Annotated in this window: 15 protein-coding genes and 4 riboswitches; of the genes, 10 read left to right on the top strand and 5 right to left on the bottom strand. The window is 50.9% G+C overall.

Annotated elements, in window-relative coordinates; translation table 11 throughout:
- The first annotated feature begins 236 nt into the window (after positions 1-236).
- Together GQY55_RS31260 and GQY55_RS07230 are read left to right on the top strand one after the other, a co-directional pair.
- Positions 237-647: a hypothetical protein gene (locus GQY55_RS31260; protein WP_212958128.1), complete on the top strand. Its 411-nt coding sequence runs from the start codon at positions 237-239 to the stop codon at positions 645-647.
- Positions 648-716: 69 nt separating this feature from the next.
- Positions 717-1,148, top strand: coding sequence for a hypothetical protein (locus GQY55_RS07230; RefSeq protein ID WP_160039625.1), 432 nt, complete (start codon positions 717-719; stop codon positions 1,146-1,148).
- 45 nt (positions 1,149-1,193) lie between these two features.
- On the opposite strand, the gene GQY55_RS07225 is transcribed toward GQY55_RS07230, so the two are convergent.
- Both GQY55_RS07225 and GQY55_RS07220 read right to left on the bottom strand, forming a co-directional pair.
- Complete coding sequence (locus GQY55_RS07225) at positions 1,194-2,075, bottom strand: NAD(P)-dependent oxidoreductase (RefSeq protein ID WP_268894995.1); 882 nt, start codon at positions 2,073-2,075, stop codon at positions 1,194-1,196.
- Between the two features lie 101 nt (positions 2,076-2,176).
- On the bottom strand, positions 2,177-2,563 hold the full coding sequence (locus GQY55_RS07220) for a MerR family transcriptional regulator (protein WP_160039621.1): 387 nt from the start codon (positions 2,561-2,563) through the stop codon (positions 2,177-2,179).
- A gap of 328 nt (positions 2,564-2,891) precedes the next feature.
- On the opposite strand from GQY55_RS07220, the gene GQY55_RS07215 reads away from it, so the two are divergent.
- A complete protein-coding gene (locus GQY55_RS07215) occupies positions 2,892-3,767 on the top strand; it encodes a hypothetical protein (RefSeq protein WP_160039619.1) in 876 nt (291 codons plus the stop codon).
- A 605-nt stretch (positions 3,768-4,372) separates the two neighbouring features.
- Here the strand turns inward: GQY55_RS07215 and GQY55_RS07210 are convergent.
- Positions 4,373-5,569, bottom strand: coding sequence for a response regulator (locus GQY55_RS07210; protein WP_160039618.1), 1,197 nt, complete (start codon positions 5,567-5,569; stop codon positions 4,373-4,375).
- A 107-nt stretch (positions 5,570-5,676) separates the two neighbouring features.
- Positions 5,677-5,776: riboswitch (cyclic di-GMP riboswitch) on the bottom strand.
- A gap of 273 nt (positions 5,777-6,049) precedes the next feature.
- Here GQY55_RS07210 and GQY55_RS07205 point away from each other — a divergent pair.
- Both GQY55_RS07205 and GQY55_RS07200 read left to right on the top strand, forming a co-directional pair.
- A complete protein-coding gene (locus tag GQY55_RS07205) occupies positions 6,050-6,421 on the top strand; it encodes a PadR family transcriptional regulator (protein ID WP_160039616.1) in 372 nt (123 codons plus the stop codon).
- Positions 6,379-7,695, top strand: coding sequence for an FtsW/RodA/SpoVE family cell cycle protein (locus tag GQY55_RS07200; protein WP_160039614.1), 1,317 nt, complete (start codon positions 6,379-6,381; stop codon positions 7,693-7,695). The genes GQY55_RS07205 and GQY55_RS07200 overlap by 43 nt, the downstream gene beginning before the upstream one ends.
- 144 nt (positions 7,696-7,839) lie before the next feature.
- Here the strand turns inward: GQY55_RS07200 and GQY55_RS07195 are convergent, their stop codons facing one another.
- Entirely contained in the window at positions 7,840-12,318 is a 4,479-nt protein-coding gene (locus GQY55_RS07195; protein ID WP_160039612.1) for an S-layer homology domain-containing protein, read from the bottom strand.
- Between the two features lie 582 nt (positions 12,319-12,900).
- Here GQY55_RS07195 and GQY55_RS07190 point away from each other — a divergent pair.
- The 3 genes from GQY55_RS07190 to GQY55_RS07180 all read left to right on the top strand — a co-directional run bounded on the left by GQY55_RS07190 (position 12,901) and on the right by GQY55_RS07180 (position 20,839).
- Positions 12,901-13,758 carry a protein phosphatase 2C domain-containing protein gene (locus tag GQY55_RS07190; protein WP_160039610.1) on the top strand — a complete coding sequence of 286 codons (858 nt, stop codon included), beginning with the start codon at positions 12,901-12,903 and terminating at the stop codon, positions 13,756-13,758.
- 143 nt (positions 13,759-13,901) lie between these two features.
- Positions 13,902-15,992 (top strand): hypothetical protein, encoded by a 2,091-nt coding sequence (locus tag GQY55_RS07185; RefSeq protein ID WP_160039608.1) that lies wholly within the window; start codon positions 13,902-13,904, stop codon positions 15,990-15,992.
- A gap of 322 nt (positions 15,993-16,314) precedes the next feature.
- Positions 16,315-16,403: riboswitch (cyclic di-GMP riboswitch) on the top strand.
- 71 nt (positions 16,404-16,474) lie between these two features.
- Entirely contained in the window at positions 16,475-20,839 is a 4,365-nt protein-coding gene (locus GQY55_RS07180) for a MucBP domain-containing protein (protein WP_160039606.1), read from the top strand.
- Between the two features lie 44 nt (positions 20,840-20,883).
- On the opposite strand, the gene GQY55_RS07175 is transcribed toward GQY55_RS07180, so the two are convergent.
- A complete protein-coding gene (locus GQY55_RS07175; protein WP_160039604.1) occupies positions 20,884-21,537 on the bottom strand; it encodes an anthrax toxin lethal factor-related metalloendopeptidase in 654 nt (217 codons plus the stop codon).
- A 49-nt stretch (positions 21,538-21,586) separates the two neighbouring features.
- Positions 21,587-21,676: riboswitch (cyclic di-GMP riboswitch) on the bottom strand.
- A 103-nt stretch (positions 21,677-21,779) separates the two neighbouring features.
- Positions 21,780-21,866, bottom strand: a riboswitch (cyclic di-GMP riboswitch).
- 488 nt (positions 21,867-22,354) lie between these two features.
- Between GQY55_RS07175 and GQY55_RS07170 the strand changes: the two genes are divergently transcribed.
- Both GQY55_RS07170 and GQY55_RS07165 read left to right on the top strand, forming a co-directional pair.
- Positions 22,355-23,281 (top strand): carbohydrate ABC transporter permease, encoded by a 927-nt coding sequence (locus GQY55_RS07170; RefSeq protein WP_160039868.1) that lies wholly within the window; start codon positions 22,355-22,357, stop codon positions 23,279-23,281.
- Positions 23,282-23,296: 15 nt separating this feature from the next.
- Complete coding sequence (locus GQY55_RS07165; protein ID WP_160039602.1) at positions 23,297-24,136, top strand: carbohydrate ABC transporter permease; 840 nt, start codon at positions 23,297-23,299, stop codon at positions 24,134-24,136.
- The last annotated feature ends 98 nt before the right edge of the window (positions 24,137-24,234 follow it).

The raw sequence follows: 24,234 nt of genomic DNA, 5'->3' as shown, positions 1-24,234 counted from the left end.
TGTCGGAATGACTCAGAGAGGAATAGATAGAACCGGCCCAGTTGGCTGGTTCTTTTGACTTTAGGGCGTTTTTTCACGTTCGCCTTCCGCATGGTACCTCGAGCAGGATTACAGTTATATTTTACAACTAGTTTTTTGTGAAAATTAGTATATATTTATTCTGCTATCGTCGAACGGACAAAATATCTTCCAAATGGCTGGGAAAGACCGGTTACTGATGCCAAGGAGTGATTATGATGAAATTCCACTATTATCGCAATCTAAATAAAAATGAGAGATACGCTACTACTAGACGGCATCTCAGATCTGTATTCACCGATTTTGAAGCCATAAATTTCCTCTTTGGATTGAGAAGGAATTTTGAGTTCGATAGTAGAGCTTCTACTATGCCCAGTATCAAAGGTACTGTCGTTACGTCTGTTTCTTATCACAGGGATCGGAGTACTAATTTTTCGCTTTTTCCGCTATCAATAATACATTATTCTGATCAAGCTGCTGATGATTTTAACAGCCAAATACTATTTAATATCAAACAGTGGATTCAAGCACAAATGAACAAACCGGATACTTCCATTTTAGGCGTTGAACAACTTATTGTAGAGTGGAATGGCAAAGAACATTTGGTCCATAAGGTAAGGTTCTTATAGAATCGTTTCTAAAAGGAACAATATTTTCGAGAAGAGCGATAATATTAAAAAGTGAGTGTATGAAATTATATGAAAATTACGCAAACAAGAACTGGATTAAGAGTAAGAAGTCTTCCGGGTGTTCATCCTGAGGTTAGAAGAGCATGCTTAGAGTTTGCAAGCTGGATTAGGGGCAATATGGAATTTCCAATTAGAGTTGTTGTCTATCTACGAAAAGACTACTATATAATGACTATGCTAAAAGAGAAAGTTTCAGCATCATTCTTTGCGCCGTATAATAAAAATGATGAACCATATATACGCATTGCAACTGGAGACTTTGAGGAATTAGATTCAGAAGTCGGTAGGGATGATGCCTTAGCTGCTTATCTTCATTCATTTGCCCATGAGTTAACCCACTACCAACAATGGATTCATGATAAACCATTTCTTGAAGATGAAGCTGAAGAAACAGCACGCTTAATTGTAGAACAATATGCAGAAACAAGGGAACATCCTTGAGCACAAAAGAAGCCCCAGACCCAAGGTCAGGAGCTTCCCCGAATATTATGCCATCGGCTGTTTCATGATTTCGATCAAACTTGTGAAGCTGTCGGCAGCATGCCCTTTTTCCATGCCCTGACGGAAGAGGCCCAGTACGGCCGCCGGCAAGGAAGGATCGAGCCCCGCGTCTTCGAATGTGTGCACGACGTGTTCTACGCTTGCGGTCCCCATGGCCAGCCGGTCCACGTCCCCGGGATGTTCTCCGGCATCCAGCCGCGGCGTATAGAATTCAATGAAGTTAGGCAAAGACAATATATTCTCTTTGGCGTAAGCCAAGTACTGCTCCGCGGTGATTCCATGCGCATTGGCGAGGGCAAGAGCCTGCAGATAGCTGAGCATCGACGTCCAAAAGATGACCATCTGCATTTGGTAATACAGCATGGCAAGTCCCGGGTCTTCGCCGCGGTAATCGGTACTTGTCAGCACGTTTAACGTTTCTTTATGAGCCTCGAACACGCTTATTGGGCCGCTGTAGAAGGTAGATGAGCCCGGGGTGCCGATTCCGGAAGGCGGAACCTGAACGCCACCGGCGAGGAGCACGGCCCCATAACCCGCCAGCCATGCTGCCGTTTGTCTTGCTTTTGCCGGGGTGTCCGAGCTTAAGTTCACGATGACTTTGCCGTTTAAGCTCCCTTGCGCCGACTCCCGGATGGCATACATGGCGTCGTAATCGGTCAGGCTGAGGATGGCCAGCGGGTTCGCGGCCAACGCCTCCTCGGCCGTAGTTGCCTTGAGCGCGCCTTGGGCCGCCAATTTATCCGCTTTGCTTAAGGTTCGGTTCCACACGGTCACCTCGTAGCCTTGCTTAAGAAACGCGCCCGCCATCGCTTGGCCCATCGGCCCCAGTCCGATGACGGTCACCCCTTTGCGATGTCTGGTTTCCAACGTCAAAACCCCTTTCGAAATGAATTCACATCCATCGTAAAGGATGACGCTAGTGGTAATGTCAACGCCCAAAATAGCAAAAAGACGCCTTCGGAGCGAAATCATGATCCTTGGACGTCCTGAATAGGTTGTTTTTTTCGGCGCACCGTATTCGCGATCTGTTTTTCCAAAAGCCCCTTCAATTGCTGCAGAGCTTCGATTTGACCGTTTACGTTGCTGAGCTTCTCGTGATAGGTCGCCAACATTTCCTCGCAATATTCATATTCGTCGGGATCGGCTACCTCCGTCTTAAACAATGTCCCGATCTCATCGGTCGTGAGTCCTAAACGCAAGTATAGCCGAATGGCTTTGACCCGTTCTACGGCCGATTCGCTGAAATCCCTGTAGTCGTTTTCCAGCCTGTCGGCCTTTAGCAGGCCTTTATTTTCATAATGCCGAATCGACCGTATGCTGACCTGGCTCAAGCTGGCAAGTTCGCTGATTTTCAAGGCGGGTGACCTCCTTATGGGAAGACGATATCATTTCTCGATAATAAGAGGTTATCTGAAAATCGCCAAAAATGAAAGCATCGCGCATCGGAGTCCGAAAATATATTTTCGGCGTCTTTTCATATAGCAGGGGGCCAAAAGTACGGCACAACTTTGGTAGGAACCGCTGCGGCGGCCATTGCGGCAAAACGCTAGGCGAAAAGAATCGTTTTTCCGGGACATTCCGCGAAATGGGTTGTGCGCCGGGCGATGTTTATATACGATCAGGCCAAGTCTTTTTTCGTTAAAACGACTGAGCATAAGAACATACGGAAAACGGAGGGAAAACATGAAATTGTCAAAGGCCATGATGGCAGCGGTGATGTTGGGAGGCATTTGTTTGTTGGGCACCGGTTTTTCGAACCAGGAATCGGACAAAGCTGTGACGCTGGGGCAATCCGAGCAGAACGGCAGCGAAATCCGTATACCGCACAATGAGCATCTGCTTCTGTCGACCGACCAGAAATGGATCAAGAAGGAGGGGCATCTGTCCGACCTGATCCGTTTGCAATGGACGGCGGATCGAGCCAAGCCCGCGATCGTATGGGCCGATGAGAAGGGCATGGACAAGACCGCGATCATCTCCCACGACAAAGCGAACAATCCGGAGCAGCATGATCATAAGCATATGTCGTTCGAGACGACAATGTCGCCTACGGGACAATATGCGAATCAGCTGTTCACCCGGTTGGAAATCCCCTACGACACCGACGTCAGCGAAATCCGCACCCATTCGTCCAACTTCAATGTGATGAACGGCATTTTGAGGGTGGCAGGGGAAACCGGGTCGAACCGTGACCTTCAGTTCAGCGTAGCCGGCCAAGATAATGAAACGACGCCACGATGGGCCGTCCGCGCGGACAGCTCGAAAGAAGCGGGAGATAATACGGGAGCCAATTTGCAGTTCGTCCGTTATGACGACAAAGGCAACGCGGTTGATCCCGCACTCACCATGCAGCGGAGCGACGGAAATATCGGGATCGGCACGGACGAGCCCGACACCAAACTTGACGTGAACGGGGACAAGCTCCGCATCCGCGAAAAGCATACGCCTGCTTCTTCCAAAGAACCTTGCAGTCAGGGGCAAATGGCTTGGGACGATCAATACGTTTATGTTTGCGTTGCCAAAGACAGCTGGAAAAGGACGGAGCTTTCGTCCTGGTAACTTCGTGTGATGGAATCAGAACATTCCTTTTGGATGAACAAATGCAGCAATCAGACCTGAACTTTCGCCAATGACTGACTCGCTGCATTTATGGTGTTATCCCACATTTCGATAAGCGGTTATTAGAGCAGACTATGAAAATAGAGCCAATGGTGCAACTTCGCTATTGGCTCTATTTTTGGCAGTTGTCTCATTCTATCAATATATCTTATGACCTCGTAATTATGCCTAAATTCCCAGTTATTTCATGATATAATAGACAAAGGACTTAAAGCGGTGGAGCGGCCACGGCGTAGCACACTCCGGAAGGAGGTGTTGCCATGGCCGCGCTTGTGACGCTACTTGATATCCTAAAATGGATCGCTTCCCTACTAAGCCTGATGTTTAGTATTCGGAAGCTCTATCGATGGATCAAACGGAAGCTAAACAAGCGAAAAACCCACCGCTAAAGGTTGAGCGCCTTCGGTGGGTTCTTCGTTAAGTTAGTTTAACTTAGCACGCCGTGGGGTTCCACAGCCTTTCTGTCCTTTGAGTCTTTGCCGTTCCCGCGGCAAAGACTCTTTTTAGTGTATGCCGACAATTTGTTTCTTTATACTTAAATTCTATCACTTGTCCGCTGCTGAATCAATCGATTTGAAGTGGATTGTTGCTTCCTCCTCTAACACCGAGGAGCGTAAACGTATCCATTGCCCATACCATTCCGAGATTTTTGGAGGGAGCGCGAGCTCCAGCTCCTTCATTCTTGTTGCAAGGAGCCAATATTGTTCTTCCACGCCGCTTTTGTCGCCCAAGGCGTCGTAGAGCTTCATCAGGGTCAGATAGGTTTCCTCGCGGTCGGGGATCTGTCGTTGAATGCGCCGATTGACATCGATCGCCGCTTTCGTGTTGCCGTGATGCATGTAAAACCGGGCCAGATTTTCCGCGTGCTGCTGCCATAAGAGCCGAATTCGCTCCCGTTCGTATTCGGCCCACAGATATTCATACTCTCCGAGATAGTTTCCTGCGAACTGCTCCATGACCTGTTCGTGCTCACCTACGGTTGTGATGTCTATAGCCCCTAATCGTTTAAGCCGCTGCTCCCATTCCTCGGTATCCACCTGAGCTCCCCCGATGGTCAAGCGGTATCCGGTTTCAAGCTCTCCTTTGATGATGCGGACCGTGGTCAAACCCGCCTTGGCCAAGGTTTGGCGGATGTGATAGATGGTCGTATACAGCTGTTGCGTTGCCCGGGACACTTCAAAGTCGGGCCACAGGAGCTCGATTAACGTGTCGCGATCGACCGTTCGCTCCCGGTGATGAAGCAAATAAGCGAACAGTTCCTGCGCTTTGCTGGTGCGCCATTTTAACGTCTGCGGCTCCATGCCGGGAAGCTGGAACCGGAGTTGATTAAAGCATAGGAATAACGGGGTTTTTGCTGTTTCCGAATGATCCGGACCTTCCTGGAATTTATCACGCAATCGCTGCACCGTTAAGCGCAGGCGGTCCATCCGTACGGGTTTCAAGATGTAGTCCAGCGCATAAAGCTCGAAGGCGCGCACGGCATACTGGTCATGACCGGTGATAAATACGATTTCAATGCGCGGCACCGCCGCCTGCAGCTGCTCTCCAAGCTCGAGGCCGTTCATCTCCGGCATATGGATGTCGAGAAACACGACGTCCGGCCGCTCTTTTACCGCTGTTTCGACCACATCATACGGGTTGGAACATAAACCTACGATGTTCACGCCGCCAATATCGTATTCGAGTTTCTTTTTAAGATATTCCAGAGCTAACGGCTCGTCGTCGACTAGTAAAGCCCTCATCCTGATTCCACCTTTATTCGTATTGCCTTCCTTCCGGATTGAAGGAAAAAGAAAAAACCTCCGTCAAGCAGCATGGCATGCTGAATAAGACGGAGATTTCCGTCGCATTCGGCAGCTGGCTGGCATGGACATTTGCTTCAATGGCAAATCCTTTAGCCCCTATAGCTTTGCGTCCCCGTTTTTCAAGCGGGTTTGCCATGATCGTGCGAGCATATATTTGAGGAAGAAGTGAGTAACAAGAGACAGTATATAGGAAGCATCTGAATATTTTCTGAACTTGATCCGATCGTTCGGACTACGACGAAAATCTCCGCCGCCTCTTGCAATAAAGATCAGGTAATAAGAGTTGGCATAAGTACATCCTTGCCGCCAGCAGTACTGAAAAAACTTCAAAAGCTCTTGATTTCCGAATGTGATTTTCATATACTCATATACATAGCATTACGATACATCGTAAATCTATGTATTGAGGAGACTGCCATGACAATCAATAAAGAGCTGCTGAAAGGCAGCACGGCTATTTTAGTGCTCACGGTGTTGAACAAGAAAGAGATGTACGGCTATGAGCTGATCAAAGAGATCGAACGAAGTTCGGAAGGGGTATTTTCCATGAAGGAAGGAACGTTATACCCTATCCTGCATACGTTGGAGGCCGAAGGCTGGTTGGATGCCTATTGGAGCACGCATGAGGGGCGCAAGCGCAAGTATTACCGGATTACGGATCAGGGCCGGAGTCAATTAAAAGAAAAAACGCAAGAGTGGGTACAATTCCGGACCGCGGTGGACCGGGTCATAGGGGAGGGAACATCGTGCGTCAGCCTGAAGAACATGCGGTTATTGCCGCTTTTTTGAACCAAGTATGCAAACACGTTCGCGCCAAGGAACTGCATGCGGCTATCCGCGAGGAGCTTTCGTCCCATGTAGCTGACCGAATGGAGATTCTGCTTGAGAAAGGAATGCCGGAAGAAGAAGCTGCCGCGGAGGCGGTCCGCCAGATGGGGGACCCGAATGAGATTGGACGCAACTTGCACCGGGCGCACAAGCCGGCAGTAGAATGGAAGATCCTTGTTATTATAGCGGTTATGGCGCTCATAGGCATCTTCGGAGTATTTACCGTCCAGCAATCGGGAATGTACCCTCAATTCGGCGGTGCGCTTTTCGAGAGAAAAGTGCTGTTTACCCTTATGGGCATGGTTTGCCTGATGGCCTTTTATTTTGTCGATTACCGAAAAATACAAAAACACTCCGCAACGCTGTTTTACGGGATGTTGCTTCTGATGTTGTTTACTTTATATGAAGGAATCGAACTTAATGGAAGGAAAGTATTTCTTGCGTTCGGTAATTTTGGCGTCAATATGATGGCGATCTCGCTTCCGATTCTTATCTTGGCGCTGGCGGGGATGAAGCAGGCCAAAGAGTGGCGCGGAGTGGAACATCTTTTTCAGCTGATCGGCAGGGGAGTGATTCCCGTCTTATTGTTCTGCCAAGGGGCTTCCTGGTTTTATGGGTGCATCTATCTGGCGTCCTTTTTCGTGCTGACTTGGATGACCAAAAGGAACGGTGTCCAGTTTTTATTGCTGGCCCTTCCGCTGTTGTCCTTATACATATTTGCCCTTACCCAAGTCGGGCAATTATATCATCGTCTTCACGCCTACCTATATCCGGTGGGGGAAGACAGCTATCAATTGATACAAACCAAAGCGGCGATTCATTCCGCAGGCTGGTTCGGACATGGTTTTGCCGCGCGGCTTGACACGCTCCCTTATGCGTACGGCGACTCCTTGTTCCCGTATCTGATTTATTGCTTCGGCTGGGGATTCGGCATACTCATCGCGGGACTGGTCGTTTGGTTTATCGCCCGGTTCTGGAAAATGAACGCCCTCATCCAAGACGAATATGCGAAGAGAATTCTGGTCGGGTTCACGAGCCTTTTCGCCATCCGGATGTTGTGGCCGATCCTCATGTCCTTTGGCATCGTCCCTATTGTCGGTGAAGTGCTGCCCTTTATGGGATACAGCAATATGATGCAAGTCTTTGATTTTGCAGCCGTTGGGCTGCTGCTGTCGGTCTTCCGGCGGAAAAATATGATCCCGAGGGCGGCCGAAGAAGCGTTGCCAAGGCACTGACACGGGGTGCTTTTGAACATAGACAAGCCCTCCCGATTTCCTTTACCGGAAGCGGGAGGGCTTGTTGTGTGTAATTTGACGGCTACGCGGAGCTGGCGCAATGCCGCCTCCTTGAGCCGTGAGATCGGACTGCTCGCAAATCCTTTATTTCACGTTATCCGTAAGGGTTTTTTTCCAAATCTCCGCGCCATGCTCGTCACGGACGGATTCATGGGATACGGTCGCTTCCTGCACATCCCCGAAGCCCCAGAAGCTTTGGCTTACGTCAGGGAATACCGGATCAAGGCCTGTGAGCGGTCCGCGATACAATGCTTTGTTGATCAAGGTTACGGCTTCTGCCCGCGTAATCTTTTGGTTCGGCCGGAACGTGCCGTCCGGGTAACCGGAGAGCAAATTGTTCCGGTACAGCGCTTCGATGGACGAAGCGGCCCAGCTGCCGTCAAGATCCGAGAAGTGGCGGTTGACGGCAGCCGCTTGGTCAAGCTTCAGTAAACGCGCCAGCACGGAAGCAAGTTCGCCGCGCGTCACAGGGGCATCCGGCCGGAACGTGTTGTCCGCGTACCCTTTGAAGTAGCCTTGGGATACGGCAATCTGAATGTAGTTTGTCGCCCAGTGTCCTTTTCGGATATCCTTGAACGTTGCCGGGCTGCCTGTCGTTTGATCCGACAGCCGGGCGACGATCGCTGCAAGCTCCGCTCTGCTCAGGGAGCCGGCAGGATGGAATTTGCCGTCCGGATAACCGAGAATGTAGCGTTGATGCTTCAGCTGCCCGAACCGGTCCGAAAACACTTGGACTTGAGCTGAAGCTTTTTTGCTGTTGCCGCCGAACACGAGCTGGCCGGCAATTTCATATTGCGCCTGCTCGGAGCTGATCGTTCCCCATTTAACTGCAATTTTGAAGCTTCCCTTGCCGCCGGCCGGTAAGCTGGCAAGGTTCCAGGTTACGGTTTTGCCGTCAACCTTTCCGCCGCCCGCGTCGACAAGCTCGGCTCCCTCGGGAATAGTCACCTGAATGACCGCCCCGTTAACGGCAGATGCCGTCGAGTTGTTATAGTCAACGGTAATGGTCGATTGGCCGCCTTCTTTAACCTGTTGTTGGTCAACGGACAAGTTCAGGGATACTTCGCCCTGCGAAGGGCTTGGGTTTTGCGTGCTTGTACCCGAACCGGAACCCGATCCCGATCCGGAGTTTGTTCCGGTTGAAGGCAGCGGCTGCATGGCAAAATCGAAAGCGACGATGCTTTGGCCTACGTAAATAATGCCGTCCTGAATGTAGCTGTCCGATCCGTTCGCAGGCACGTTAGGTTTGGCCTGTCTGGAATCGTACGTGTAGTAGCCCGGTTTTTTTGCAACGATGTAATAATCGCCTTCCGGATATACCATCCAGGCATATTGGCCTGCGCTGTCGGTAGACTGCGGGTTGGCGTTTTGGTTCGGGGTTAATCCCGCCAATGCCGGAAGGGATACAGGCGTATTCGGCACCCGCCCCTTACGTTGATTGGCAGGCGTATCCGCCCAGTACAACTGTACCTCCACGCCGCCCAGCACTTTGCCTGTCGAGGCATCGGTAACGACGCCGTACGGGTCGATCAGGGAGTACACGATGCCTGTTTGCCCTTCTTTGGTCATATCCACGTTCACAATGGCGGAAGGACCGGCGAGTATGGTGCCGTCCGCAAGCTTCAGCTGATAGGACACTTCGTATTTGCCCGGCCCCACATGGTTCAGAGAGAATGTTCCGTCTTCGTTGATGCGGACTTTTTGCTCGTTACCGCTGCCGTCCAAGCTTTTCACGATCGCGTAGCCTTCGCCGTCTCCGAGAAGAGTGCCAAGGGTCGGAGCCGAAGAGGCGTTGGCTGCCTGAGCGACAAACAGCTGTCCGTTCAGCGCGTTGTCCGGCTTAACGATTTGCCCCGGCTGAATCGGGCCCACATCAACCGTTTTTGTCTGAGTCAACGCGACTTGCTGGTTACCAACCTGAACCGGCGTTTTGATCTCCAGCGTATACGGATAATTTCCGCGCGGTACGGCAATTTGGTACCATCCATCGTCGTCCGTCTTCGCTTCGGTCACAAAATCGATCACGCCGTCTTGGTTGAAATCGGCTTTGACGACGATCGTCGCCCCTGCTATCGGTTTGCCGGTTACCTGATCGGTAATGAACCCGTCAATCGCGGCAGGGAAATAATCGATGCCTGCGCTTTTTTGAATATCTTTGCCGTTATCCGAAATTTTCGCAGTGATCGTGTCGTGTTTAGGCGTAGTACCGGTTAATGGACCCGGAGTATACTTCCAAACGGCAATGCCTTCGTCGTTCGTTATCACTGTATCGGTTTTTCCGGATTCAAGGGTAATTTCAACCGGCACATTGGCGGCAGGCTTGCCCTCGGAATCCGTCACTTTGGCCGACACGGTCACGGATGTTTTCCCGTCTGCCAGCACATGGTCCGGAGACACGCCGAGATCCAGCGTATAAGCCGGTTTTTCGTTTTGAACATAGACGGTTTCGGTGACGCTTTTACCGTCATAGGTTGCCGTGATGACAGCCGTTCCAGGTGCGACCGCCGTAACGACGCCGTTTGCGTCGACGGTTGCAACCTTCTCGTCGGAAGAAACGTAGATCGCTTTTCCGGTGACATCGTGAATGCTTTCGTCGCTCGAGGCAATCGCCGTTACTTTTGGCGTGTGTTTATCTCCGGGTTGCAGGATGACGATTGCCGGATCGATCAGCAGGTCGCGCAGACCCGAAGCCAACGTGTTGACGGTTACGGGATTCGACGGGGCGGATTCGATTCCGTTGCTGACCGCTTTAACGGTATAAGATTGCGTCGTTCCCGGCTGCAATCCCGTCAAAGCGTGATGGTTGCCTTTAATGTCCTTGGCTACAAGTTTGCCGCTGTCGTCATAGATATTGTAGCATTGTGCGCCCGGAACCTCATTCCAGATGAGCTCGGCGCCCGTGGAAGTGACGTTTTCGGCTTTCATGACCGGGGCGTCGATCATGACGTTGATGACGGCTTGCACGGTTTTGTCCTTATACGTGGCTTCGATGACCGTTGTTCCTGCACCGACGGCCGTGATCTTGCCTTCGTTATCAACGGACGCTATGGAAGAATCCTTGATTTTAAAAGTCGTTCCGTCCAACGTCACGTCCAATGTACCGCCCGAATACACCGAGGTGACTACCGTCTGCTGCTGGTAATTCGGTTTGGCGGGATTGGTGTTCAGCTCATAATTTTTTTGATCCAAATACAGGCCGATGACGACCGGATTGGACGGAAGGGTTTCGGTATATTGTCCATTGCTGTTCTGGAAAACGGCGGAAACCGTATAGGTGGATTTATCGTCCAAATCCGTACCGGTCAGGGTGTAGGTTGGAGCTTTGATGTTTGAACTGAGCAGGATGCCGTCTTTATACACGTTGTAGTAGGTGGCGCCCGTGACGGTGTTCCATGTTAAGGTCGTAGCCGTATCCGGAGATTTTCCTGCTTCCAGAACAGGAGGTTTCGGAATGGAGGCATAAGCTCCTCCGACCGTGGTGACCTTGATTTCCCCGCCTGGAACGGCGGTGCCGAAGTCCAAAATCGTCCTGCCTTGTCCGGACGCGTCGGTCGACTGGGAAGGCGAGGCCAGAACGCCCTCTTCGGAATAGAATTGCATCGGAGCTCCTTCGACCGGATCGCCGTTGACGTCGAGCGCTGTTCCGATGACCACATATTTTCCGGGATCGCCTGTAGGGATCAACTGAATTTTGACGTCCGTAGGCGCCTGCTTGTACACATAATCGGTATTTCCTACGTCGACCGGGTCGAGCGAGTTGGTGAAATACCAGGAAATGATATCATGGGTTTCCATGGATCCGCCCGTCGCCGACGTGAATCCGGCATATACGCCGGGGTATCCCTTGAAAATGTCATCGAGGTCAATATCATGCGTCTCGAGGACAGGAGTCGAAGGCCGCGTTTCTCCTTGGCTGAGGTAGACCTTGACGACCTTGTTCGCGCCGTCGTAGTCGATCCAGGAATACAAATCCTGACCGCCCGAGAGTTTGATGTTGTTCAGCTGGGTTGTATACCATTTGGGGTTGGTGTTGTTCACGCTGCCGTTTACGGCAAGGCCGATGTAGTTGTCGGAAGGATCGTAAGTTGGTTTGCCGCCATTTTGGTAGGTGTCGTATTTGATGGCGAAGCTTGGCTCAATTCCACCGTAACCGATGCCTTGGCCGACTGCGCCTGCTTTGTTCGATTGGGCTTGAACCGTAAACGTAATGCCGTCTGCCGGTGAAGTTTTGTGATCGTCTCCGTTTAAGCGGAACTTGAAGAACGTGCTGAAGGAATAATGATTGCCTGCCGCAATGAGGTTTTTGTTGAAGGCGGTGCCGAATTGGTTGCTTTTAGCCTCAGTTAGGCGAAGTATTTGCCGGTTTTTCGAGTCTTTCGTAATTTGCGCTTTCCCGTTCAATTCAAATAAACCGACCTGTTTTGCATTGCCGAAATCGTCGAACTTATAGGTGACCCATTTGTCGACGGGGCTGGCGTGAACCGCCGCCGTCATCGGCTGCAGCGTCGCAACCAGCATGCAGATGACGAGAAAAAGCGGCCTTATTTTGACTGCCTGAAACATGGTGTTCTCTTTCCTCCTTATGATTTTTTTTTGTGCCTTCGGGTCCGGTCATTGCGGCACAGTCTTTTTCGGTCTCTGGCGGGTTATTGGAATTATCATTCTATGAACGCAATGATCCTTTTTCTCGAAGATTTATTGCATAACCCTAAATGTAAATGATGCTTCTGAATGTTTTCTGAATATTTCGTAATCCCGCTTAAGCAAACGACCTCAACCTCGACGGTAAGTATTTTCGGAGCTGACTTCCCCCGACGTTAACCGTATCGCAGGAGCGCAAGGTGGATATTCGATGCCCGATGTACTCTTTTGACTTTAATCTTGAGGATATCAAGGATTTAACTGATGGACGCGATTCCCGAGGGACGAAAACGAACGGCGAAGCGACGAATCAATATGCCAGGGGCATTTCCGGCTGAAAAAAGTGGGCAAAACGTTTACAAAAATAATCCGCCGTCTATCCGAATCCAGCTTGAAGATGTTACGATTTACTATAACGAAAAAGATCCGCAGCAGACGAAAAGGTTGTTCGAGTCGCTGCAGCAACCCGGTCAATAAACAACGAGGGTGGAGGGGGAAATTCTCATGGACATTCGGCATATTTCGATTCAAGGCGTGGGGGAGTGGAACGAAGACGCCGTCATTTTTCGTCAAGACTTGCAAATATACGGGGTTGTCGACGGGGCGACGTCGCTCATTCCTTACCGGGGCGCAAACGGCGAAACCGGCGGCAGGCTTGCCTCGCAGCTGATCAAGAAGTATTTTGATCAACTGGGGGTAGGAGATGGCCATGACCTCGAGACTCATGCGAAAAAGGCGAACGCCAAGCTGGGCGAGGAAATGCGGGAATGCGGCATCCGGACGGACCGCAAAAGCGAGCTGTGGACCGCCGCGCTGGCGGCGATCCGTATTCAGGAGCATCATATCGAATACGTTCAGGCGGGAGACTGCATGGTGATCGCCATGTACCGGGACGGCGCCGTCCGGACCCTTACGCGGGACCAGGTTGCCTATATCGGAGAGGAATCGCTGGCGATTTGGAAGCAAGGGATCGAGCAGGGCATACATACGAAGGAGGAGCTTTGGGAGACGGTCAAATCCCGGCTGCTTCAAAACAAGGAGAAAATGAACACCCCCGAGGGATATTCCGTGATTAACGGTTTACCGGATGCGGATAACTATTTGGAATACGGCAAAATCAACCGGATTGGACTTGCGGGTCTGCTGCTTGCGACGGACGGATTGTTTTATCCGCAGCCGTGGCCGGTACAGGAGGACGAGACCGGAAGTCCGGAAGAAAGGTTGCTGCGGCGCGTCGTTGCGGAAGGCTTGGAGGGTTATGCAAAGTGGCTGCTGGATTTGGAACAAGACGATCCGGAGTGCATCCGTTACCCTCGTTTTAAGCGATCGGACGATAAAACGGGGATCTGGATCAGGTTTTAACGGTTCTACTCTTCGGCTGCCCCAAAAATATAAATACCAATTCCCCAATGAATTATTTTCCTTTTTTGATGAAATGGGCTATTCCGGATTTTCTCCCATCGATATAATAAAAACAAAATAAGATCGGAACTGCGGAGGAAATCATGGAGCGAAAAACGCGTCAAATGGTGACGGATGATGGTGGACGCTTTGTAGGAAGGGCGGAGGAGCTGTCGCGGTTGTCGTTATGGCTTCAGGATGAAGCGGCGGCGACCCGGATGTTTTCCATAACGGGCATGGGAGGGATCGGGAAATCCTCCTTAATGTCCCGGTTATCCGGGCTCGGCAAGGATGCAGGTTGTACATGCCTGTGGTTGGATGGCCGCTCGTTTACGCCTACGCCGGCGTCTTTTTTGGAAAATTTGTCGGCCGCCGTCTCGCTGGAACAGCTGGAGCCGGCCGGTTCCAACCCTCTGCAAATATTGTCGAAATCCGGAGTCCTCAGCCGGGTTATGTTGTTTATAGACAACTTCGAGGAGCTTTCGCTGCTGGAAGGCTGGCTGCTGGAGGCTTTTTTGCCCAAACTGCCTTCGGCGGGCGTGGCGGTTCTGCTCGCGTCGCGGCCGCGCTTGCCTTTGTCATGGATTACCCATCCCGTATGGGGGCCGAGACTGACGGAGTTCCGGCTTTCGCATTTTACGAACGAGGAAATGATCGACTATATCCAATCTTTCGGGACTTTTCCGGATGAAGCCATCGGGAGGCTGGCAAGGATTAGCGACGGCCATCCGCTGGCTTTGGCTTTGTCCGTGGAAGCGGCCATCAAAGATCATGCCTTCGGTCCCGAGAAGCAAATCATATCGCAGTCCATCAGCGCCCGCGTGCTTCGCGAGCTGGCTTCGGAGAAGCTGCAGCCGATGGTGGACGTCCTAACGGTTCTGCCCGAAGCCAACCAGGAAATGCTGTCCCGTTTGACGGGCAGGGAAGTTACTTTGCAGCAGTTCCGCGAGCTCGCGGGGTTATCCTTCATCCGTTCCGGGACAGGGGGACTCGGGCTGCACGATGTGGCGAGAATGCATCTGCTAAGGGATTTTCGCCAACGTGAACCGGAGCGGCTGCGGGAGCTGCAATGCTCCGCGGCGCAGCTGCTGCATCGGAGGCTTCAGCAGGCGGACCGCAAGCAGCGCCGCGGCATTGCGTCGCAAATGCTTCTGCTGAGCAAAGATTTGTTGTCGCCCGATAGGGGGTACGCCGATTTTTCGGGCGATTCGATCCCCCCTCTTGAGCAGCCTGCGGCCTCCGACCTGCCTGATCTCCACAAGATGCTGGAAGAATGGTGCGCCTACAGCATCGATCCGCCGATGCACAGAACCTATCACGAGTTTTTGGACGAGCTGGCCGTCCGTTTTCCCGAGAGCATCGCGATCGTGCGCGACGACCGGGGAAAGCCTGCGGGCATGTTTATCATCATGCTCGTTTATGATGAAACGGGGACGCTTCTCCAGCGTTATTTTCCCCACGAATTGTCGGAATGCTTTCCGGAAGAGGAATGGAACTGCGAGCCTGACAAAGCGGATACGTATTACCCTGTGCTGGCGGCTGCCACGAATGCCGTACCGGGGTATTCTCGGGAAGAGATTATCGGGCTTCTTATGCTCGGCCATTTGTCCCTGCTTGGCGACGGCAGCCGCGCCGTTCTTATAGCCACCAACGATGTTCTGAAACAGCAGCTGCGCGGCATCGGGTTCCGCATGCGGCCGACGGCAACCCGGAATTGCGACGTTTCCTGGGCGGAGGCGCATATATTGGAGCTTGACTTTCGCGCGGATAATTTCGGGAATTGGGTGCTTTCGTTTTTTAAAGGGAGCGCGGAAAGAGAGCCCCTTTTTGCGGAAGTATTTCACGCATTAAACCCGGAGGACCAAGAAAGGCAATTGCGAAAAATCCTTCTGTCGCTTCATGATCCGGTCGAACTGGAGAATTATATCGGCATGTTTCCCGGCGTGGATAGCGGAGTCGAGCTCCAGCGATGGATGCTCCGGTTCTTGAAAACGCCCGACGAATACGGGCCGACCAAGGAGTACGTCTTCCTTTTGTACGCCGCTTATTGGCAGCATGCCGGCAATCCGGAAGCCGCGGCGTTCGAATGCAGCATGAGCCGGGCCACCTTTTACCGCCATCTGAAAAAAGCCGTTGCCAATTTTGCGCGCGTGCTGGCGGCACAGCTTCGGAACGGAGGTCCGGAGCCGGGGTAAGATGCGCAAAAAGGCAAAACTTGTCGTTTGAAAAAAATGAGACGGATTTGAGACGGGGACGAAAGAAGTCCATGCTACAATGAACGAGTCGATGCTGGTTTTTATGCCCGAATTTCGATACCCGGAAGTTAGACTCGCTTTGAGTGCCGAATCAATGAACGCGAAGGGGGCCTGAAAAAATATTTTTTGAAAGTGCACATCCAAGTAATTGACAACGTAATTTCGTTAGGTATATATTGGTCAATAGTTCTAATATACTAACTTTTGGCAAATCCAAGGACATGGGCGCCGTTCGTTATGTATATCTGCAATGACGACAATTTTATATCTTTGGCACACTAATCGAAAGATTAGGTCGCAAAGCCTTGGAGTCTAACAGTCCACGTGACTTATGATCGTCCGGTTGCATTTCACATTCGTTGATGCAGCCGGGCTTTTTCGTGTTCCGGGGAACCAATCCAAATAGAGCCAAGGAGGAGAAAATGAAGCGGGGCTTAAAACTCGTAGTATCGTGGCTGTGCATATTGTCGATGTTCCTGGGATTCCTGCCGGGCAATCTATTCCTGAACTCCACATACGCAGCAGCGAACGATCTCATATGGCCCAACCCCGGAGCAGTCAATTTGACTAAGAAGGCTGATCCAGCAGGGCAAGGTCAGTGGGACATTACGCTGACCGTCGAAGGGAAGAACATCAAAACGACTTCGGATGTCGTGCTGGTCATCGACCGTTCCGGAAGTATGGATCAATCAAAGCGGATGACCAATGCAAAGACTGCGGCGAACAAGTTCGTCGACAATCTGCTGATTAAAGATTCGACGACGAGAATCGCGGTTGTGACTTTCGATAAGACGGCCAGCGAGAAATCCTCTTTCGCAGGATATGGCCAGAAAGACAGCTTAAAGAAAGTGATCGATGCAATCACAGTCAGCAATGAAGGCACCAACATCCAGGCGGGTTTAAATAAAGCGCGCGGGATGTTGGCCGGAAGTCAGGCGCAAAACAAAGTCATCGTGTTGTTGAGCGACGGCGCTCCGACTTACAGCTATAAGGCATCGCATGCCGCAGCATACAATTGGCCGGAAAAGAAGTACAACTTTACTTTGTATGATTTCAACTATAACGGTAAGGTGCTTGGAAGCGGGTCGAGCTATGACTTAGGATGGACTCAGGCTTATACCGTCGACGGCAAGAAAGTGGAAGACAACGGCATCGCCGCTTTATCCGAAGCAAAACTCGCTTGGGACGGCGGCATCGGCATTTATTCGATCGGCCTTGAAGTCGGGAATGATCCAGATGCCAAATACGTGCTGAATAATGTTCAAAATAAAGGCTATTATTCATCCAACAGCGCGGATTTGGGCAAGGTGTTCTCCGAGCTGTCCGGACAGATCGCTTACGCTGCCCAGAAAGCAATCGTTACCGACCCTATGGGCGACATGTTCGACTTGGTCGGCAAACCGACGGTTTCGCAAGGAACCATTACATGGGACGACAAGACCGAAACCTTTAAATGGGACGCCGGAAACATCATTGAAGGCTCTCCGGCTACGCTGACCTACAGGGTCAAAATGGATCAATCGAAACATCCAGATCCAAATGCACTGTATCCAACGAATGGAACAACAACGATTGACTATACCGACATCCATGGGAACAACGTGAAGAAGAACTTCGCGGTTCCCCAAGTAAGCTACGGCAAGGGCTCGATCACCGTCAAAGGTTACCGGGTAAATGCGGACGGTCAGCCGGTTAATGCCGAGGGCGCGGTGGTCGAAAGACCGGAGCTTGCACAGCAGCTTTATAGCGGTGCTTTTGCGCAGGATGGCAAAGAAGCGCTGGACATCGGCAATACGTATTCTGTGGATGCACCGACTATTGAAGGTTACCAGCTCGAAGCAGGTGACAACCCTACCAGCGTGAAACTGACCATGAAAGAGCCCACCCCGACGGTATGGTTCGGATTCATGGAGGCGGTAGCGCAGCACGTAACGGTCAAGTATTTGGACAAAGAGACGAATAAAGCGCTGGCTGAGCCAACCGACGTGACGGGACTCAAAGGCAAGCAGATTGAGCTTGAAGCGAAGAAAGTGCTTGGGTATACCCCTGAAAAGGCAAGCGACAAGTATACCTTTACGGGCAAAGAAGGCCAAGAGTACACATTCTATTACACGGCCGATAAGCAGACGGTAACCGTCAAATATCTGGAAAGAGGCACGGACAAGGAACTTAAAGCTCCCGCAACCGAGGAAGGCGCGACCGACAAAACCATCACGATCGTTGCTCCTGCCATTCCGGGTTATGCCCCGGAACAGCCAAGCCGGACGTACAAATTTACGGCTGAGAAAAACCAGGAAGTCGTCCTTCACTATAATGCCACCGAACAACAGGTCACGGTGCAGCATTTGGTAGAAGGCACGAACAATGAATTGGTTCAGCCAACGATCAAAGGCGGCCCTACTGGCGAGGAAGTCAACGTTGCTCTGGAGATTCCAGGCTACACGCCGGTCAAAGGAACCGAGACGTATACGTTCAACGGGGATGAAAAGCAATCCCATACCGTGTACTATACGCCGGATAAACAAACGGTAACGATCCGCTATGTAGACCAAGATACGAATCAGGAAATTTCAGAGCCAACAAAGCAGGAAGGCGTGACGGATCAGTCTATCACGATCGAAGCGCCTGCTATCACGGGCTATACGCCAGTAGATCCGGAAGTCGAGTACAAATTTACTGCTGACGAAAAACAAGTAGTCACCATCTACTATAAAGCAATTGAGCAGCAGGTAACGGTGAAACATCTGGTACAAGGCACGGAGAAAGAACTCGCAGACCCGACAACTCACAAAGGCCATCAAGGCGAAAAAGTCAACGTGGCTAAAGAGATTGAAGGCTACACGCCAGTAGAAGGAACCGAAACGTATACCTTCACGGCGGATAAAGACCAATCGCACACCGTGTACTACACGGCCGATAAGCAGACGGTAACCATCCGTTACGTAGACCAGGATACGAACAAGGATATTAAAGATGCAACAACGCAAGAAGGCGTGACGGATCAGGAAATTACGCTGACATCGCCTTCGATCACAGGCTATACGCCAGTGAAACCGGAAGTTGCGTACAAATTCACTGCTGACGAAAAACAAGAAGTGGTCATCTACTACACAGCAGACAAACCGGCACCTGAAATGCGCACGATTACCGTGAAATACCTTGAAGAAGGAACGAATCGGCAGCTGCAGGAACCTGCCACTTTGCAAGGCGAGGTAGGCAAGGAAGTGCTGCTTAAAGCTCCGAACATCGAGGGTTACGTAACGGAAAAACCTGAGGTTTCATATCCGGTGTCGTCCCAGAACAACCAGGAATATGTGTTCTATTACAAGAAACAAGTTTCTGAACCCGAGGAACGCACCGTATCTATCCACCATGTCGATCAAGAGACGAACGATCGGATCGCAGAAACAACGACGCTGACCGGCAAAGTTGGAGAAACGCTGCGGTGGAGCGAAGAACCGATCACTGTTGTCGACGCCGTATATTCGCCTTTGGAAATCAACCATGAGTATCTCATTACCGACGCTCCGGAGCAGGAATATACCGTATATTACAAAAAGGGCCAAGACGAGACGATTGTGCAGCTTCTGGTCAGATTCCTGAACAAGTTAACGAATGAGGAATTGGGGCAAAAGACGTATTCAGGAAAACCTGATGAAGCCATCACGATCAAACCGGATCCGATCACTGTCAGCGGAGCGGTTTACAAACCGGAGCAAGCCGAGTATCCGTACCGATTCACCGGAGAAGCGCTCCAGGAATTGATCGTTTATTTCATCCCGGATACCGCTCCGGTTGAAAAAGACCAAGCGGTCACCGTGAAGTATCTGGAACAAGGAACAGGCGCCGAACTGGCAGCTTCGACCGTTCTGAAAGGAAAAGCCGGCAGCACCGTAACATTGACGGCTGTCCCTGTATCCGGTTATACGCCAGTGCAGTCTTCCGTCGTATATCAGTTTGAAGATAAAGACGGCCAGGAATTCGTTTTCTACTATACGAAAAACAGTCCGGTAACGCCGCCTGTCGATCCGAGCCCGAGCAATCCGGGATCGTCCTCGGGCAATTCCGGCAGCGTAACGCCGCTGCCACCGGCACCGCCTGTTGTGCCGCCATTGCCGCCTGCGCCTCCGAAGCTGGATACGGCCAACCATTTCAACTACATCAACGGGTATCCCGACGGCATGGTTAAACCGGAAAACAACATTAGCCGCGAAGAGGTTGCGGCCATCTTCTACCGATTGATGGATGACGCAACGCGCAGCGATTACATGAAGAGCACCAGCTCTTACAAAGATGTGGCTGCTACGCGTTGGTCCAGCAAAAACATCGCAACGATGGAAAATGCGGGCATCATCACCGGCTATCCGGACGGAACCTTCAAACCGGGCCGTTCGATCACTAGAGCGGAGTTTGCGGCGATTGCTTCCAGATTTGACGATTTGGATCAGCAGGAAAATGCGACGTTCTCGGATATTAAAGGCCATTGGGCTGAAAAGTACATCGTATCTGCCGCCAACAAAGGCTGGATCAAAGGTTACCCGGACGGCACGTTTAAACCGGATCAATACATCACTCGTGCGGAAGCGATGGCTTTCATCAACAGTGTATTGAACCGCAAGGTCAAAGCCGAAGGCATTCATAAGGCTGCAAAAGCGTGGCCGGATAATACGCCGAACAAGTGGTATTACGCGGACGTGCTCGAAGCGACCAACAATCATGATTACAGCAGAAATGCCGATGGTGCTGAAACTTGGGAACAAGTCAAGCCGGATCGCGTTTATCCTTAAGCTATATTCATCAGAAAGACCCCTCGCCTGAGGGGTCTTTTGCTTTATTGATTAAACAGCTTGTCCAAATATTGATAGGTTAACGGCGCGTTTGCTTTCAGCTCGCTGCGCATGGTTTCGTTATATACATACATGCTGGCCGCTTCCGCAAAGTATTCTTCGGAATAAGCCGAAAAGTAGCCGTCGTTGCCGTATTCGGCAGCGGCTTCTTGATTAAAGATATTTTTAAATTCCTGGCTTTGGCTGGCGTTGCCAAAAACGAAACGGTCCACGGCATGCATCGTTTCATGGATTTCGAGATTAAACGAGTTATGTCCTTCGCCTTTTTTGCTGTAACCGATCCGGACGACGACGTTTTTCTCGCTGACGCCAGGCACGTCATCCCAGGTTAACCCCGTTCCTTCCCAGCCTCTTGGGGTTTTCCCTTTCAAATAGCTGAGCTCGGGTACGTTCGTGATGGCGTCGTTCGTCAGAATGATTTTGACCCCTTTATCGTTTAATGCTTTGAGAACGGATGCGGGAATTCTCTCCAGACGGCCCATCATGGCCTTGGCTTCTTTCGAATTATAATTGCCCGTCGGAAGGACGACCAGCTGGTTTACGACCGATTCTTGCGCATAGGCGGCCTCGGTTTTTAGGAACGCGCCCGCCAATGTGAAAATAATAAGCAGAGCGAGTATTTGCTTTGTCCATTTCATCCCGAACATTCCTCCATAGCCTGCGATCCGCGAGGATACGAGGCTAGATATTGGTAGCTGGCTAGCATGGCGACGGTAAATCGCGTTAGCTCCTAAAGCTTTGCGCCCCCATTTTTCAATGGGTTTGCCTTTTTTCAATACGGAGTTGAACATATGTATCTGCCTGGGCGTCATCAAGCGCCAAAAAGCCCTTCTTACCGAAATAAGAAGGGCTGAGTGCACCGTAAATGACGCTGTCTTATGTCGGTAACTGGCTGGCATGGCGAAGAATCGCGTTAGCCCCTGTAGCTTTGCGTCCCCATTTTTCAATGGGTTTGCCTTTATCATTTTTTTTGGATGGTTCATAAATCTATAATCTACCAATATATTAAATCCGCCTGATTTAATAGTCAAGAAAAAAGTCTAATTCGCTAGAACTATGGATCATAAGAGCGATTAGCCCCTTTTTCCCAGGCTTGCGTGGCGAAATATGGCGGCTTAGCGCTTATTATGGAGCATCGGGAGGTTGTGTGAACATTCTTCTTCGCTTCGTGTTGCCGGGGTCATCCCTTTTTCATTTCAGGATTTGCACAATTCGATTCCGGCCGCTCTCGGGTACAATTTATAGACGAATTAAACCGTTTCGCTCTATATATTGCTGATTGATAGTCGTCCTTGGATTTTTGCAAAATCCTCATTTAAGAAAAGTCAAAATCGGAGCGAATCTGATCAAAATACCGTCAAAGTGAAGGGCGGTGTTTTTTTATACTTAATGTACAAGGAAAAAGTTGAATCTATCAGGAATGCGAGGTGTAAAGCATTGGATCAAACGAGGGAAATGCTTGCGGACCCAAGGCCTCTTCCCGTCCGGGGACGCAAATTCCGCACGCTGCGGCGCAGTGAAACGATTTCCGGTTTTTTATTCGTCAGCCCGATGCTGATCGGCGTCACCGTTATGGTGCTGATCCCGATCATCGCGACGTTGGTCCTCGGATTTGCCGATTGGAATTTCGTGCAGGGCTGGGACGGGATTCGGTGGGTTGGTCTGGATAATTTCAAAAGCCTGCTGCAGGACGATATGTTCAAAAAGTCGGTGCTGAACAACGTCGTTTTTCTGCTGACGGTGCCCGTTTATATGCTGATTTCCATGGTTTTGGCCATACTCATCGACCGCTACGTGTATTTTAAGGGATATTTTAAGGTTGCTTATTTTGTTCCCTACATTTCGATGACCGTTGCGGTCGCAGTCGTATGGCAGGTGCTGTTCCAGCCTTCCTACGGGCCGATCAATGAGCTGCTGAAATCGATCGGCATCGCGAATCCGCCCCAGTGGATCGCCGACCCGAACTACGCCCTCATTTCGATCATGATGATTTCGGTGTGGATTTCGATCGGATTTAACATGATCATTTACATCGCCGGGCTGCAGTCGATCCCGAAGGATTTGTACGAAGCCGCGGATATCGACGGCGCGAACGGCTGGACGAAGTTCCGTAGGATCACGTTTCCGCTCCTTTCTTCGACCTCGTTTTTTTTGCTGGTGACGGGCATCATCTCGACGTTCAAAGTGTTCGACATTATCGCGGTGATGACGCAAGGCGGTCCGATCGGGTCGACGACGATGATGGTGTGGTATTTGTACGACACGGCTTTTATTAATTTGAAGGTCGGCTATGCCTCATCCATCGCCGGCGTGTTGTTCGCTTTCGTGCTGCTGATTACGCTCGGCCAATGGGCCGTCCAGAAAAAATGGGTCAATTACTAGGGAAGGAGAAAGGTTATGCCAACATCTCGCGAGTTTTCGTGGAGCCGAGCCGTCGTCACCGTGCTTATGTTTGCGGGAAGCATCCTGTTTCTTCTGCCTTTCGTCTGGATGCTTGTCACTTCCTTCAAAATGGAGACGGACGTTTTCACTTATCCGATCCAGTGGTTTCCGAGGCAATGGAATGCCGTCGCCAATTACAAGGAGGTCTGGTTCGGCGATTATCCGTTTTACCTGTATTACTGGAATTCCATCAAAATCAGCGTGCTCACCACGCTCACCTCATGTACGGTCTCAGCATTGGCCGCTTACGGTTTTTCCAAAATCCAATTTGCGGCAAGCTCCTGGTTGTTTATGATCGTGCTTGTGACCTACATGATCCCGGGTCAGGCGATTCTCATTCCGCAGTTTATTTTGTACCGCAATATCGGGCTGTTCGACAGCCATATCGGGATGATCATCCTCGGCAGCTTCAGCGTGCTCGGCACTTTTATGCTGCGGCAGTTTTTTATGGGACTGCATCAGGACTACATCGAGTCGGCCAAAATGGACGGCGCCGGGCATGCGCGCATTTTCCGGTCGATCGCCCTTCCGCTCGTGAAGCCGGCAGTGGCGACCTACGCGATCTTGCGGTTCATCTGGACGTGGAACGACTATCAGAATCCGCTTATTTTCCTCCGGACCGACAAGCTGTTCACTTTGCCGCTGGCGATGCAAAAATTTACGTCCTTGAGCGGAGAATTTTACTCCTTGATCATGGCGGCGGCCGTTTCGGCGATTTTGCCTTTGCTGATCGTGTTTATCATCGGCCAGAAAAACGTCATTGCGGGCATCGCTCTGGGCGGGGTCAAAGGATAGGGCCAAAAAGTCAAAATAGTTGAAAAACCGGTCAATATAGTTCCATTGCCGGAAAAAAGCCGAATTTATAATAAAGGTATATGAAAGCGCTGCACCAA

Source organism: Paenibacillus sp. USDA918EY (assembly GCF_009870825.1).
Taxonomy (GTDB): domain Bacteria; phylum Bacillota; class Bacilli; order Paenibacillales; family Paenibacillaceae; genus Paenibacillus_AQ; species Paenibacillus_AQ albilobatus.
This window is presented reverse-complemented; position numbering and strand designations above follow the sequence as displayed.